Genomic DNA, 13,947 nt, shown 5'->3' on the forward strand with positions numbered 1-13,947 from the left:
GGAAGAACCTTAGTCCGTGAGCGTAACCAGAACGGCCTGTGGTGGGCAGAAAAGCCGCACCGGGGCGAAGCGGGACTCGCCCAGGCCCTGGGAGATGTTCACCGGGACGCCCCTATGGGAGATCAATCCCTTGCACATCGCGGGATCCAGGTCGCAATTGCTCACCAGCGCGCGGCCCCCGGGGAGGCAGACCTGACCGCCGTGGGTGTGACCCGCGAAGACGATGTCCGCACCGTGGGCGGCGAAACGGTCCAGCGTGCGCACGTACGGCGCGTGCGCCACGCCGATGCGCACGTGGGCCGGCCCGTCCTGCTCACGCGGGAAGCCCGGGTGCCGGTCGAGGCGCAGGTGGGGGTCGTCCACGCCGGAGAAGTCGATGACAGTGTCGGCAATGTTGAGCCGCTCGGCGCGGTTGATGAGCCCGGTCCAGCCGCGTTCGTCGAACGCGCGGTGCATGTCCTCGGTGGGCAACCGCGGGGCCTCGTCCGATTTCTCGCCGCTCGTGGTGCGCCACAGGTAGCGCGCGGGATTCTTGGGCTGCGGCGCGAAGTAGCAGTTGGACCCCGGGACGTACACACCGGGGAACGCGAACAGCGGCTCCAGGATCTCGAGCAGATACGGCAGGGCGCGCAGGTGCGAGAGGTTGTCACCCGTGTCGATCACGAGGTCCGGGCGCAGTGCGGCGAGCGAGTGCACGAAACGCTTCTTGGCCTCCTGCCCGGGCACGGTGTGCAGGTCGGAGATGTGCAGGATCCGCACGGGCCGGGAGCCCTCCGGGAGCACACGCACCGTCTCCTGGCGCAGTTGGAATCGACGCCGCTCCCCGAGTGAGGCCCACGCGAGCGTCCCGGCGCCAGCGGCGAACAAGCCCGCTCCGGCCGCGGCGAGGGAGCGGGCGACCGGGGCGGATGCGGTGGAGTCCGCCACTACTTGCGCGCCGACATCACGCTGGGCGTCGGCGAGGAGAACCGGGAGGTGTCGTAGTCGGGGGCCACGGTGCGCATGTAGTTCTGCCACTGGCCACCCGCGTACGTGGCACCGTCCACCCACTCGGTACCCGACCCGCCGGTCCGCCCGCCGATGCTCAGGCCGTTGAGGGAGCGGGAACCGAACTCGTAGTTACCCACCCACGAGGCGGTCGCGAGGCCCTTGGTGTAGCCGAGCATCCAGGTCTGGGTCGAGTTGTCGGTGGTGCCGGTCTTGGCGGCGGAGGCATCCGGCAGCCCGATCGAGCGCTGGTACCCGGAACCGCGCACGAGCACCTGCTTGAGCACCTCGTTCACGCCCTGGGCCACCTCCTTCTTGATCACCTGCTGGCAGCTGTCACCGGGGACGTCGTAGTTCTTCCCGGTGTAGTCCACGACCTTGGTGACAGCGCGGGGCTCGCACATCACGCCGTCGTTCGCAAAGCCGGAGAAGGCACGCGCCATTGTCATGGGGGAGATGTCCACCGAACCACCCAACAGGGAGGACAGGACGGTGGTGTCCACGGGATCACCGGTCTTGCCGTCGTGGATGCCCATGGCCTTGGTTAACTCACCGATCTCGCACAGGTCCAGGTCCGCGGCCATGGCGTACAGCGCCGAGTTGATGGAGTTGTAGATGCCGTAGTCCACGTCCATGACCCGGGCGTATCCCTCGGTCGCGTTCTGGAAGCTGAACCCGTTGCCGTCATCACCCGGTTCGATCTTGTACCCGTTGGGCAGGCACGAGGCCTTCCAGCGGAAGTCCGCGGGGTAGTGCAGACGACGCGCGTCCACGCTCGCCTTGATGCCCTTGCCCGCGTTGATCCACTGGGCCAGGGTGAACGGCTTGAACGTGGAGCCCACCTGGAACCCACCGGCACCGCCCATGGAGCTGTCCACGTTGAAGTTGTACGTGGTGTTGGAGGTGCCCTCCGCGGCGGAGTAGTTGGTGTTCTGCGCCATGGACACGATGTGCCCGTTGCGGGGCTCCAGGGAGACCAACGCCGTGGAGACGTTGTCCGGGTTGTCGTCCTTGGGCTGGGTCGCGTTCACCTGGGTGTCCGCGGCCCGCTGGGCCTTGGGGTCCAGGGTGGTGGTGATCGTCAGACCACCGCGCTGCAGCGTGGCCAGGCGCTCCTCCGGCGTGGCACCGAACGAGTTGGACCGCATGACCTGGTTCTCCACGTAGTCACAGAAGTAGGGAGCGGTCCGCGCGGCCGAGCACCCGGAACTCGTGGGGTGGATGTCCAGGTTCAGGGGCTCGCGGGCCGCCTGGTCCGCTTGCTGCTGCGTGATCGCGCCGGTCTGCACCATGGTGTCCAGCACCACGTTGCGCCGCTGCACCGAGGCCTCCGGGTTGACCTGCGGATCGTAGTAGTTGGGGGACTGCACCATGCCCGCGAGCGTGGCGGCCTGCGCGATGCTCAGCTGGGAGGCCGGGATGCCCCAGTAGTACTCGGAGGCCGCCTGCACACCGTAGTTCTGCCCGCCGAAGAGCACGATGTTGAGGTAGCCCTCCAGGATCTCGTCCTTGGACTTCTCCTGCTCCATGGACAGCGCGAGCTTGATCTCCTTGATCTTGTCCACGATGCCCTTGTCCGCGCCGATGGTGCTGGCCTGCTCGCCGGCCCGGACCTGCTGATCGATGATCAGGTTGTTCACGTACTGCTGCGTGACGGTGGAGGCACCCTGGCGGTTGCTGGGGCGCAACACGTTATTGCCCATGGCGCGCACGATGCCCCAGGGGTCCACACCGCCGTGGTCGTAGAAGTCGCGGTCCTCGATGGACAGCAGCGCCTTCTTCATGTTGGGGGAGATCTGGTTCAGGGAGACCGGTTCCCGGTTCTGCGCGAAGAACGTGGCGATCTCGGAACCGTCCTTGGCCACCACGGTGGAGGAACGGGAGAGGGGGCCCATTTCCATGTCCGCGGGAAGGGACTTGAACCAGCCGATGGACGCGTTGGCGGCCAGTCCGGCGGCCGCGGCGGGGGGAACGAGGAGTCCGGCTGCCACCACCCCGGCAACCACCGACACGGCGATGAACGCCACGATGTTGCCCAGTACCGAGGTGGGCTCGGAGCCCGAGTTGTTGCGTGATGCCATTGGGCCAGTCTATAGGCCGGGTCCTGTGCGAATCGTGTACCGGAGAGGGGGGCACACGGCCCGCGAACCTCGTGCGGGAGCGCTCCCGGCGCGCTGCGGGGGCGGGACCAGTAGGGTGGTGGCCATGACCACATGGGAATACGCCACCGTTCCGTTGATGATCCACGCCACCAAGCAGATCCTGGACAACTGGGGTGAGGACGGCTGGGAGCTCGTGACCGTCCTGCCCGGCACGCAGGCCGCGGACACCCCCGCGGGCAACGTGAACGCCCCCGTCCAGACCAACCCGATCGCCTACTTCAAGCGGCCCAAGAACTGACCCGCGGGGAAGAGGACATCATGGACAAGAGCTACGAAGACCGGCTCGCGCAGCTGGGTCTGGAACTGCCGGACGTGGCCCGGCCGCTCGCGGCCTACGCCCCGGCCGTGGTGAGCGGGAAGCACGTCTACACCGCAGGCCAGCTGCCGCTGGTGTCCGGGTCACTACTCGAGACCGGCGTGGTGAGCGATTCCGGCGCCGAGGGGACCGTGTCCCCGGAACGGGCCGCCGAGCTCGCCGAACGCTGCGCGCTCAACGCCCTGGCCGCGGTGAAGTCCCAGATCGAGGACCTGGACCGGATCCAACGCATCGTCAAGGTCACGGGTTTCGTGGCCTCCGCGACCGACTTCTACGGTCAGCCCGCCGTGGTGGACGGCGCGTCCACCCTACTGGGCCGGGTGTTCGGGGACGCCGGCGTGCATGCCCGCTCCGCCGTGGGTGTCAGCGTGTTGCCGCTGAACTCCCCGGTGGAGGTCGAACTGATCGTCGAGTTCCACTGACGATGAGCGGGGGCCGCGGGAACGAACGCATCTTCGCGGTGCCCCGCGCCTATTCCACGGCCGCCCGGGCCTGGATGGAACGGGGGTTGGGGCTGCACGGTTCCGCCCCCCGCCACGGCGCCGCCACCGTGTTCGTGCGGGACGGCGAGCACGGCGTGGAGACCCTCATGCTCCACCGCCCGGGCCGCCAGTCCATGGGCACGCTCTCGTTCCCCGGCGGGGTGTGCGAGACCAGCGACGACGAACCCCTGGACTGGCACGGCCCCACCCCCGCGCAGTGGGCCCACAAGGTGCTCTCGGAGGACATCGGCCGCACGCGCCGTAGCGTGGTGGCCGCCGCGCGCAAGGTGTTCGTGGAGACCGGGATCCTGCTCGCGGGAACCCCGGGTCACGGTGTCGCCGAGAGCGTGGACGGCGCGGACTGGATGACCTCGCGGGAACGGCTGGCAGCAGAGGAGTTCTCCTTCGCGGACCTGCTGGCCAAGCGCAGTCTCACGTTCCACAGCGAATGCCTCCGGCCGCTGTCCCACTGGATCACCTCGGACTTCATCCACCAGCGCGTGGACCTGCAGTTTTATTCGGCGGCCGTTCCCGTGGGCCAGCGCCCCGTGCCTCTGGCCACGCAGCGCGGTGTGGCGTGGCTCGATTGGGTGGACGCGCGCGCCCTGTTCGAGGACCCGTGGTCCACACCGGTGCCGGAGCTGTTCCGGCGCCAGTCGGAGGAAGCCGGCCTCACCGACGACCCCTGGCACTTCGACCTCAACGAGCTCACGACCCCCGGGGTGCAGTGCGCCCTCGAGGCGGTTGCGCACGCCGGCTCGGCAGTGGCGTTCCTCGCGGCCCGGCGGGACCTGCGGGTCAAGAGTCCCCGACTGGATCTGCGCGACGGCGAACCCGTCCTCGTCCTGGACGAGTGACCTCCCGGGTGGGTCGCGTCCCGCGCGCCCTCACGCACCCCGTGTGAAAGGCGACGGCGCCCGTGGCGGGTGCCACGAGCGCCGTCGGCGGAAGAACCGGTGTCAGCGGGAGCGCTGCTTGAGGCGCTGCAGGTCCAGGATGACCACGGCGCGCGCCTCGAGGCGGATCCAACCGCGCTGGACGAACTCGGCCAGGGCCTTGTTCACGGTCTCGCGGGAGGCACCCACGAGCTGGGCGAGTTCCTCCTGGGTAAGCTCGTGCGCCACCAGGATGCCGTCCGTGGCGGGGCGGCCGAACCGGTCCGCGAGGTCCAGCAGGGCCTTGGCCACGCGGCCGGGGACGTCCGAGAACACTAGGTCCGCGAGGTTCTCGTTGGTGCGGCGCAGGCGCCGGGCGAGCGCCTGCAGCAGCTGCGCGGAGACCTCGGGGGAGCGCTGGATGACCTTGCGCAGGTTCTCGTGCTTGAGCCCGTCCAGGCGGGTCTCGGACACGGCGGTCGCGGAGGTCGAGCGGGGGCTGGGGTCGAACAGGGCCATCTCGCCGAAGATCTCACCGGGACCCATGACGGCCACGAGGTTCTCGCGGCCGTCGCTCGCGGTGCGCCCAAGCTTCATCTTGCCGGAGACGATGAAGTAGAGCTGGTCCCCCGGATCACCCTCGTAGAACAGGGTGGCACCGCGGGAGAGGTTCACCTCGGTGATCTCCTCGGTCAGAGCGGCGAACGCCTCATCGTCCAAGGAAGCGAACAGCGGAGCGCGGCGTAGGACGTCTGTATCCAAGGTAAAACTCCTCACGGATTGCGGATGAGCCCGGACAGGGGCACATGATCTGAGTACGTTCCATCGTAACGAATTTCACACCGCCCGGGTCCACCCCGGTGGTTATGCCCGGTGTGAACGCGCTGCGAATTCCGGGTGTTCCCGCTCGTGTTCATCCACCGTTCACGATCCACGATTTACCCAGCCCCCCACCGTATGCTCGGCTGAGCACGCACCCGATCCCCGCGTGTTCCCCCTCCGTGAGGACTTCGATGACTCTGTCCCTGAACATCCTGGACGTGCTGCTGATCGTGGCGCTGGTGGCGTATCTCGTCGCAGGGCTGAGCCGAGGGTTCTTCCGCTCGTTCGCGTCCCTCGTGGGGCTAGTGCTCGGCGCCGTGGTGGCGTTCTGGGCCGGCCCCGTGGTGTCCGCGTACGTCTCGGACGAATGGCGGATCCCGGCCGTGCTGCTCACCGTCCTCGTGGCCCTGGCCCTGGGTCAGTGGCTGGGGTCGATCGCCGGTAACGCCCTCGCGCGGATCACCGAGAGGACGGGACTGGGGATCCTGGACCGCGTGGGCGGCGGGGTGCTCAACGTGGTCGTGGCCGCCCTGGTCATGGGGCTCGTGGGTTCGCTCGTGGGTCAGCTGGGCCTTCCCGCACTGTCCCAACAGGTCGCGTCCTCGCAGGTGCTGCGCGGTATCGAGCGGGTCACCCCGGAGCCCGTGCGCCAGGCCATGACACAGACCCGCAACGCGATCAGCGGCGCCCAGGGCATCCGGCAGCTGGACGAACTGCTCTTCCCGTCCCAGGCCGCCCCGGACCCCACGGACACCCCGGACACCCAGAGCGTCGCGGACGCGGGCCAGTCCGTGGTCCAGGTCTACGGCACGGCCGCCCAGTGCGCCCAGAACCAGACGGGTTCGGGATTCGTGGCGCAGCCCGGCACGGTGGTGACCAACGCCCACGTGGTCGCGGGCGTGGACCAGCCCGTGGTCCAGACGCGCGACGGTCGCGTCTACCGTGCGCAGGCCGTGCAGTACGACGCCGCGTCCGACCTCGCGGTGCTGCGCGTCCCCGATCTGCCCGAGGCACCCCTGGCCCTGCAGAGTTCGGTGACGAGCGGACAGACCGTGTCCTTCGCGGGCTACCCGCTGGGTGGTCCCTATACGCTGCGCCCGGCCACGATCCAGGGTCAGGCGGTGGCCCCCGTGCAGAACGTGACCACGGGGCAGACCCAGACCCGCAGCATCATCCAGATCGCGGGCAACGTGGAGCAGGGCAACTCGGGCGGTCCGCTGCTCAACGCGGACGGTGAGGTCGTGGGCGTGGTCTTCGCCAAGGCCGTCACGGACCAGGTGGGGTATGCGATCCCCGTGGCTCGTGTCACCGAGATCCTCGCCGCGGCGGGGGACTCCACGGAGTCCGTCCCCACGGGTCAGTGCGTGGTGTCCTGAGCGGATATCCTGCCGGTAGCAGCTGAACACCGACAAGCAGCGGCTGAGCACCGATGACCGGCGGTCGAGCACGGACGAGCGGTGGCCGGGTACCGAGTGCGCCAGCAGGGAGGCGCGGTCCGGGGCCAAGAACGCATTCAGGGGATCACGCAGCGGGCGCAGGTCGTACTACACGTCGTGGAGGTACTGCGGTTGCCACAGGGCAGTGACGAACCAGTCCTCGTCCGCCATGCGCCGGTCGACCGTGTCGATGATGGCCCGCGGGTCACCGATCTCCTGGCGCCACCTCAGTACACCTCATGGCCGCCGGGCAGCCATGCATCGGCGAACAGCTCCACGTCCCCGGCGGCGGCCACCTGGTGGAAGGACTCGTCGATGTGCCTGTACACCAGGGGCACACCGGACCGTGGATCTGCTGCGGTCAGGGTGCGTCCTAACTCTCGATGTTCTTACCCAGTTCGTTGGCGATCACCTGCACACCCAGTTCGTACCCCAGGACACCGGCACCGGCGATCACGGCCGTGGCCTGCGGTGACACGAAGGACGTGTGCCGGAAGGCCTCCCGGCGGTGCACGTTGGAGATGTGCACCTCCACGATCGGCATCTCGCACATCTCCAGGGCGTCGTGCAGGGCCACGGAGTAGTGGGTCAGCGCCGCGGGATTGATCACGATCCCGCACGCCTCGGTGCGCGCCCGCTGGATCCAGTCCACGAGCTGCCCCTCATAGTTGGACTGCTCGAACACCACGTCCAGCCCGTACGACTGCGCGCGGACGCGCACATTGCGTTCGACGTCCGCAAGGGTCGTGTGCCCGTAGATCTCGGGCTTGCGGGTGCCCAGGGTGTTGAGATTGGGCCCATTCAGGACGTGGATCGGCAGCTCACTCATGGCTCCATTCAACAACACGGTCACGTGGAGCGACACGGCACCTCCGAACAAGGCGGCGCCGACGAACAGTGCGGCACCGACGAACAGTGCGGCGTCGTCGAACACCCTGACAACAACGGACGACACCGCCACGATGACCTCTTCACGCGAGGCACCGCAGCGGCGTCGTCCGCCGGGGCCGGGGTTACTTCTGGCCGAGCGAGTCCACGATCTGCTGCATGACCGTCTGGTCCGCGAGCGTGGAGACGTCACCCACGGGGCGGTCCTCGGCGACGTCCTTGAGCAGACGGCGCATGATCTTGCCCGAGCGGGTCTTGGGCAGCTCGGGGACGATCAAGACCTTCTTGGGCTTGGCGATCGGGGAGATCTCCCGGCCCACGTGCGCGCGGATCTCCTCGGCGAGCTCGGCGGCGTCCCGGTTCTCGGCGGTGGCCTGGTCCGAGAGGATCACGAAGGCGAAAACCGCCTGGCCCGTGGTCTCGTCCTGGGCGCCCACCACGGCGGCCTCGGCCACGGACGGGTGGGAGACCAGCGCGGACTCGATCTCGGGGGTGGACAGGCGGTGGCCGGAGACGTTCATGACGTCGTCCACGCGACCCAGGATCCAGACGTCCGCGTCCGCGTCCCGCTTGGCGCCGTCGCCGGCGAAGTACTTGTCACCGAACTGGCCCCAGTAGGTGTTGACGAAACGGTCGTCGTCCCCCCAGATGGTGCGCAGCATGGACGGCCACGGCTTGCGGACCACCAGGAAACCGTCGGTCTCGTTGGGCAGGGAGTTGCCGGCGTCGTCCACGACGTCCACCGCGATTCCCGGCAGCGGGACCTGCGCGGAACCGGGCTTGGCGTGGGTGACCCCGGGCAGCGGGGAGATCATGATCGCGCCGGTCTCGGTCTGCCACCACGTGTCCACGATGGGGCAGCGCTCGCCGCCGATCACACGGTGGAACCAGGTCCAGGCCTCGGGGTTGATGGCCTCGCCCACGGTGCCCAGCAAGCGCAGCGAGCTGAGGTCCCACTCGCCGGGGATCTCCTCGCCCCACTTCATCATGGTGCGGATGGCGGTGGGGGACGTGTAGAGGATGCTCACGCCGTACTTCTGCACGATCTCCCAGAACCGGCCGCGGTGCGGGGAGTCCGGGGTGCCCTCGTAGATCACCTGGGTGGCGCCGTTCACGAGCGGCCCGTAAGTGATGTAGGTGTGGCCCGTGACCCACCCGACGTCCGCGGTACACCAGTAGACGTCCGTCTCCGGCTTGAGGTCGAACACGTTCTTGTGGGTGAATGCCGCCTGGGTGAGGTAGCCGCCGGTGGTGTGCAGGATGCCCTTGGGCTTGCCTGTGGTGCCGGAGGTGTAGAGGATGAACAGCGGATCCTCGGCGTTCTGCTCCGAGGGCGTGTGCTCGGTGGAGGCGTTCTCGGTGACCTCGTGCCACCACACGTCACGGCCGTCCTGGAACGCGACGTCCTCGCCGTTGCGCTTGACCACCACCACGTGTTGGACGGAGCTCCCGCCCTTCTCCAGGGCGGCGTCCACGGCGGGCTTGAGCGTAGTGGGCTTGCCTCGGCGGTAGGAGCCGTCCGCGGTGACCACGAGCTTGGCCTCGCCGTCCTCGATGCGCGAGCGCAGGGCGTCCGCGGAGAAGCCGCCGAAGACCACCGAGTGGATCGCTCCGATGCGCGCGCACGCGAGCATGGTGACCACGGCCTCCGCGATCATGGGCAGGTACACGGCCACGCGGTCGCCCTTGCCCACGCCGAGCGCCTCGAACGCGTTCGCGGCCTTGGAGACCTCGTCCTTGAGCTGCGCGTACGTGTAGGACGCACTGTCCCCGGGCTCGCCCTCGAAGTACAGGGCCACGCGGTCCCCGTTGCCGGCCTCCACGTGGCGGTCCACGGCGTTGTACGCGGCGTTCAGGGTGCCGTCCTGGAACCACTTGGCGAACGGCGGGTTGGACCAGTCCAATACCTCGGTGAACGGGGTGGACCACGTCAGCAGCTCGCGGGCCTGGTCCGCCCAGAACTCCTCACCCTGCTCCTCGGCTCGCGTGTACAGCTCCGCGGTGGCGTTGGCCTGGGCGGCGAACTCCTCGCTGGGTGCGTAGGTCTTCGACTGGGATGCTGCGGATTCCGGGGACATGGTGCTCCTTACCTGGGCCGTCTCGTGCCGCTCGCGGGCACGTGGTGCAGTTCACATTCTTGTTCTCCAGCGTAGTCGAGGTTCCCGCCCGTGCTCGATCCATGGCGGCCGGTGTCGCGCGCACCGTCACGGCGGCCGCGCGGTTTGACCCCCGCCACGGCGGCCACCATGATCGAGGACATGGACTCCCCGGCCGCCGCTGCCCACGTGCGCTTCGTGCCCCCGCGCCAGGCCGAGCAGGCGGCCGCGCGGCGTCGTCGTACCGGGGGCGAAACGTGGTTGGCGACGACGCGGCGCGCGCGGCGGATCCAGCGCGAGCTCGCGCGTAGCTATCCGTACGCCGTGGCGGAATTGGATTTCGACGACGCGTGGCAGCTGCTCGTGGCCACGGTGCTCTCCGCGCAGACCACCGACGTGCGCGTCAACTCGGTGACGCCGGGGCTGTTCGCCGCATACCCCGGGCCTTGGGAGCTGGCCGAGGCGCCGGCCGAGGACGTCGAGCAACGGGTGCGCTCGCTCGGGTTCTACCGGTCCAAGGCGCGTTCCATTCAGGGGCTGGCCACGCGGATCGTGGACGAGTACGACGGCCGTGTCCCGGGTACGCTCGCCGAGCTCGTGACCCTGCCCGGCGTGGGGCGCAAGACCGCGAACGTGGTGCTCGGCAATGCGTTCGGGGTCCCCGGGATCACGGTGGACACGCATTTCGGCAGGCTCGCGCGCCGCTTCGGCTGGACCGACCAGGAGGACCCCGTCAAGGTCGAGACGGACGTGGCCGCCCTGTTCCCGCCCGCGGTGTGGACCGAGCTGTCCCACGAACTGATCTACCACGGGCGGCGGATGTGCCACGCGCGCAAACCGGCGTGTGGAGTGTGTCCGGTCGCGGATCTGTGCCCCTCCTACGGCACGGGCCCCACCGATCCACTGGCCGCCCGGAAACTGTTGGCCTACGAACTCGCCCCGGGCCGCGAGGAGCTGCTCGCGGGCTTCCTGGCCGGGCGCACGCGCCGCGAACTGCGCGCCGACGGACACACCCTCGGCGCGTGAAAGGACTTCGCATGACCCCCTCCGACCCTCACGGGGCCGACCCCCGTGATCAGCTCGTGGAGCTTGCCCGGCACGGTGATTCCGTGATCATGCACGACCGCGAACCGTGGCGGATCGGCGAGCTGGACGAGAACCACCGGCACTCCGCGGTGCTCATCCTCTTCGGCGCGCTGGACGCCGTGCCCTCGCACTACGCCGAGCACACGGACGGGCCGGGACGTGACCTGGACGTGCTGCTCGTCCAGCGCGCCGCGACCCTGCGTGCCCACCCCGGCCAGGTCGCCTTCCCGGGCGGGCGCCTCGATCCGCCCGACGGCGAACCCGACACCTTCCTGGACGTGCCCGGCGGGCGCGTGAGCGCACCCCATATCCGGGCGGCACTGCGGGAGGCCCACGAGGAGACCGGGGTGGACCCGGACGGCGTGGAGGTCCTCGGTGCACTGCACCCCGTGCCGCTGCCCGTGAGCAACCACCTGGTTACGCCCGTGATCGGCTGGTGGCGCAGCCCGTCCCCCGTGGACGTGGTGGACCACGCCGAGTCCTCCCTGGTGTTCCGGGTGCCGGTGCTGGACCTGATCAACCCCGCCCACCGGTACTACGCGACCGTGACCCGCGGGCAGCACACCTACGAGTCCCCGGCGTTCGACGTGCGCGTGGCGGGCGTGGCCGAGCCCATCACCGTGTGGGGGTTCACCGGCGTCATCATCGACCGCGTGCTCGACTGGCTCGGCTGGTCCGTGGAGTGGGACCGCTCGATCAGGCGCCCCGCGCCGAGGTTCGGGCCGAAGGCGTAACCCTTTCAGCGCCGTTCACCCTCGGTCCCCGTCGAGGCGCATGGTGCGGACGGTCCGCGAGGTCACCAGCAGGACGCTATTCACGAGCGGGACGTCTCAGCGTAATGCTGGTGCGCGCAGCCGCGGTCACTTCGCATCCGCGTACGACGTCACCACCGTCGTGGCCACCGGGACCGCTACGGGTACCCTGCCGAACACCGTGATCACCGCTTGTTCGGCCGCCTGCGTCACGAGGTCCCGCACCCGGGGCGCATGCTGCTCGGCACAGTGGACCATGACCTCATCGTGCAGGAAGAACACGAGCTGTGCGTCCAGGCCGGCGTCGTGCAGACCCTGTCGGATGTGCCCCAACCACGCGAGCGCCCACTCGGCGGCCGAGCCCTGGACCACGAAGTTCCGGGAGAACCGGCCGTGACCGCGCGCGGCCTGGGTGGCCCGGCGCTCGCCGGCCTGGGTGGCCGTGGCGCGCTGCACCTCAAACCATTCCGCCCCGGGAACGGGTGACCAGCGGCCCAGGTAGGTGCAGACCTGGTGCCCCAGCTCGCCCACGCGCGCGGCGTGTTCCACGTAACCCACGGCGCGCGGGAACATTCGGGCCAGGTGAGGCATGAACCGCCCGCCGGCCCCGGACGTCGCACCGTACATCGCGCCCAGCAGCGCGAGCTTCGCGTGCGCCCGCTCCTTGAGTTCCGAACCGCGTGCCTCGCCCTGCAGTGCGATGGACTCGTAGAGGTCACGGTCGCGCGACGCCTCGGCCAGAGCGTCGTCGCGCGCGAGGATGGCCAGCACTCGCGGCTCGAGCTGGGCGGCGTCGGCCACGACGAGCGCGCAGCCGGGATCCGCGCGCACGGCGCCGCGGATGTACTTGGGGATCTGCAGCGCACCGCCGCCGCGCGCGGCCCATCGTCCGGTCACGACGCCGCCCACGACGTACTCGGGGTGGAAGCGCTCCTCCCGCACCCATGTGTCCAACCAGTGCCACCCGGTCGCGGAGAAGATCCGGGAGAGTTTCTTGTACTCGAGCACCGGTTCCACGATGGCCACGCGCTGCTCCTGCGGCCGGCCGTTGACGAGGGCCCAGTCCTGCAGTTTCCACGCGCGCGTGGTGTCCACGTCCACCCCGGCGTTGCGCAGGGCCTTGAGCAGCTCCACGGGGGAGTCCGGGTTGAGGGTGGGGGCGTCGAGCACGTCACGTACCTGCCGGGCGAGTTCTTGCATGCGCGCGGGCCGCTCCTCACCGACCGGACGGGGACCGAGCAGCTCCTCGAGGATCTCCTCGTGGGCCCGGGGGCTCCAGGGGACGCCGTGGTGGCGCATGTCCGCGGCCACCAACGCGCCCTGGGACTCGAGGGCCAGCAGGCGTTCGATCCGCCGGGGATAGCGCGCGGTCTCGCACGCCCGGTTCTGCGCGGCGAGCTCCGCGATCAACTCGTCCGTCCCGGGCCCGCGCTGCTCGACGACGGCGAACAGCGACCCCTGGCTGCTCGGTTCGGCCGGGGCGCGCGGACCGGGCACGCGGCGCGGGTCCGCGGGTTCGATCACGGGACGGTAGTCGAGTGGGCGGGGCTCGTCCGAGGTGGGATCGGGCGCGCCGGATCCGGGGGCGGTCGCGGCCGTGGCAAGGATCGTGGCGCACAGTCCCAGGTCCCGGCAGCGGGTCACCCACACGCCCGCGGCGAGCAGCAGTGCGGCGGGGACGGAAGTCTCGAGCCACGTCCACACGGGAGGCACCACGCCCGCGGCACGTGCCGCGTTCTCGCGCCGGGCGACCTCGAAGGCGAGGCCCTCGTCCGTGACGGTGTGCGGTTCCCCGGCGGGCTTGCCGTTCGCGGAGGCCACCCGCAACACCCAGGACCCGGGCTCTGCGGCGGCCACCACAATGTGCATGCTCCCAGTATGGGGCGTGGATCGGGTACGCCCGGGCCTCCTGGCGGAGCCGCGCGGGATAGGCGTAGTGACCTGCATCACAGAGACCTCATGACAATTGAATACGCGTTACTTCGAAGAGCGACATGAACGTTCACAACGAGGTGATGGATCCGGAACGAACGGGACTGTGTGAA

At 69.4% G+C, this 13,947-nt stretch carries 12 protein-coding genes; 6 read left to right on the forward strand and 6 right to left on the reverse strand.

Annotated elements, in window-relative coordinates:
• Positions 1-9: 9 nt before the first annotated feature.
• Positions 10-927, reverse strand: coding sequence for a metallophosphoesterase (locus ACW9PK_RS08115; protein WP_144932590.1), 918 nt, complete (start codon positions 925-927; stop codon positions 10-12).
• Positions 927-3,068, reverse strand: a complete 2,142-nt coding sequence (locus ACW9PK_RS08120) for a transglycosylase domain-containing protein (RefSeq protein ID WP_457015512.1) — start codon at positions 3,066-3,068, stop codon at positions 927-929. Before ACW9PK_RS08120 ends, ACW9PK_RS08115 begins: the two co-directional genes overlap by 1 nt.
• 124 nt (positions 3,069-3,192) lie before the next feature.
• Here ACW9PK_RS08120 and ACW9PK_RS08125 point away from each other — a divergent pair, with 124 nt between their 5' ends.
• From ACW9PK_RS08125 to ACW9PK_RS08135, 3 genes are read left to right on the forward strand one after another with little or no spacing between them, the layout of a single operon-like run.
• Positions 3,193-3,387: a DUF4177 domain-containing protein gene (locus ACW9PK_RS08125; protein WP_035965209.1), complete on the forward strand. Its 195-nt coding sequence runs from the start codon at positions 3,193-3,195 to the stop codon at positions 3,385-3,387.
• A 20-nt stretch (positions 3,388-3,407) separates the two neighbouring features.
• Positions 3,408-3,887 carry a RidA family protein gene (locus ACW9PK_RS08130; protein ID WP_085106203.1) on the forward strand — a complete coding sequence of 160 codons (480 nt, stop codon included), beginning with the start codon at positions 3,408-3,410 and terminating at the stop codon, positions 3,885-3,887.
• A gap of 2 nt (positions 3,888-3,889) precedes the next feature.
• Entirely contained in the window at positions 3,890-4,804 is a 915-nt protein-coding gene (locus ACW9PK_RS08135) for an NUDIX hydrolase (RefSeq protein ID WP_144932586.1), read from the forward strand.
• Positions 4,805-4,906: 102 nt separating this feature from the next.
• Here the strand turns inward: ACW9PK_RS08135 and ACW9PK_RS08140 are convergent, their stop codons facing one another.
• Complete coding sequence (locus ACW9PK_RS08140) at positions 4,907-5,584, reverse strand: Crp/Fnr family transcriptional regulator (RefSeq protein ID WP_085106205.1); 678 nt, start codon at positions 5,582-5,584, stop codon at positions 4,907-4,909.
• A 251-nt stretch (positions 5,585-5,835) separates the two neighbouring features.
• Between ACW9PK_RS08140 and ACW9PK_RS08145 the strand changes: the two genes are divergently transcribed.
• A complete protein-coding gene (locus ACW9PK_RS08145) occupies positions 5,836-7,020 on the forward strand; it encodes a MarP family serine protease (protein WP_085106206.1) in 1,185 nt (394 codons plus the stop codon).
• Positions 7,021-7,453: 433 nt separating this feature from the next.
• Here ACW9PK_RS08145 and aroQ read toward each other — a convergent pair whose 3' ends face one another.
• Positions 7,454-7,909, reverse strand: a complete 456-nt coding sequence (aroQ, locus tag ACW9PK_RS08150; RefSeq protein ID WP_064846707.1) for a type II 3-dehydroquinate dehydratase — start codon at positions 7,907-7,909, stop codon at positions 7,454-7,456.
• A 184-nt stretch (positions 7,910-8,093) separates the two neighbouring features.
• Complete coding sequence (gene acs / locus ACW9PK_RS08155) at positions 8,094-10,046, reverse strand: acetate--CoA ligase (RefSeq protein ID WP_085106207.1); 1,953 nt, start codon at positions 10,044-10,046, stop codon at positions 8,094-8,096.
• Between the two features lie 180 nt (positions 10,047-10,226).
• Between acs and nth the strand changes: the two genes are divergently transcribed.
• Both nth and ACW9PK_RS08165 read left to right on the forward strand, forming a co-directional pair.
• Positions 10,227-11,090, forward strand: a complete 864-nt coding sequence (gene nth, locus ACW9PK_RS08160) for an endonuclease III (protein WP_457017187.1) — start codon at positions 10,227-10,229, stop codon at positions 11,088-11,090.
• Between the two features lie 11 nt (positions 11,091-11,101).
• Positions 11,102-11,884, forward strand: coding sequence for an NUDIX hydrolase (locus ACW9PK_RS08165; RefSeq protein ID WP_457015513.1), 783 nt, complete (start codon positions 11,102-11,104; stop codon positions 11,882-11,884).
• Between the two features lie 126 nt (positions 11,885-12,010).
• Here the strand turns inward: ACW9PK_RS08165 and ACW9PK_RS08170 are convergent, their stop codons facing one another.
• On the reverse strand, positions 12,011-13,771 hold the full coding sequence (locus ACW9PK_RS08170) for a bifunctional 3'-5' exonuclease/DNA polymerase (RefSeq protein WP_457015514.1): 1,761 nt from the start codon (positions 13,769-13,771) through the stop codon (positions 12,011-12,013).
• Between the last annotated feature and the right edge of the window lie 176 nt (positions 13,772-13,947).

The organism is Kocuria sp. MNB10 (assembly GCF_054073685.1).

Bases quoted from the DNA above. Each gene is read 5' to 3' on its own strand.
- ACW9PK_RS08130 (WP_085106203.1), top strand. From the start codon at position 3,408: ATGGACAAGAGCTACGAAGACCGGCTCGCGCAGCTGGGTCTGGAACTG.
- nth (WP_457017187.1), top strand. From the start codon at position 10,227: ATGGACTCCCCGGCCGCCGCTGCCCACGTGCGCTTCGTGCCCCCGCGC.
- acs (WP_085106207.1), bottom strand. From the start codon at position 10,046: ATGTCCCCGGAATCCGCAGCATCCCAGTCGAAGACCTACGCACCCAGC.
- ACW9PK_RS08125 (WP_035965209.1), top strand. From the start codon at position 3,193: ATGACCACATGGGAATACGCCACCGTTCCGTTGATGATCCACGCCACC.
- ACW9PK_RS08120 (WP_457015512.1), bottom strand. From the start codon at position 3,068: ATGGCATCACGCAACAACTCGGGCTCCGAGCCCACCTCGGTACTGGGC.
- ACW9PK_RS08165 (WP_457015513.1), top strand. From the start codon at position 11,102: ATGACCCCCTCCGACCCTCACGGGGCCGACCCCCGTGATCAGCTCGTG.
- ACW9PK_RS08135 (WP_144932586.1), top strand. From the start codon at position 3,890: ATGAGCGGGGGCCGCGGGAACGAACGCATCTTCGCGGTGCCCCGCGCC.
- ACW9PK_RS08170 (WP_457015514.1), bottom strand. From the start codon at position 13,771: ATGCACATTGTGGTGGCCGCCGCAGAGCCCGGGTCCTGGGTGTTGCGG.
- aroQ (WP_064846707.1), bottom strand. From the start codon at position 7,909: ATGAGTGAGCTGCCGATCCACGTCCTGAATGGGCCCAATCTCAACACC.
- ACW9PK_RS08145 (WP_085106206.1), top strand. From the start codon at position 5,836: ATGACTCTGTCCCTGAACATCCTGGACGTGCTGCTGATCGTGGCGCTG.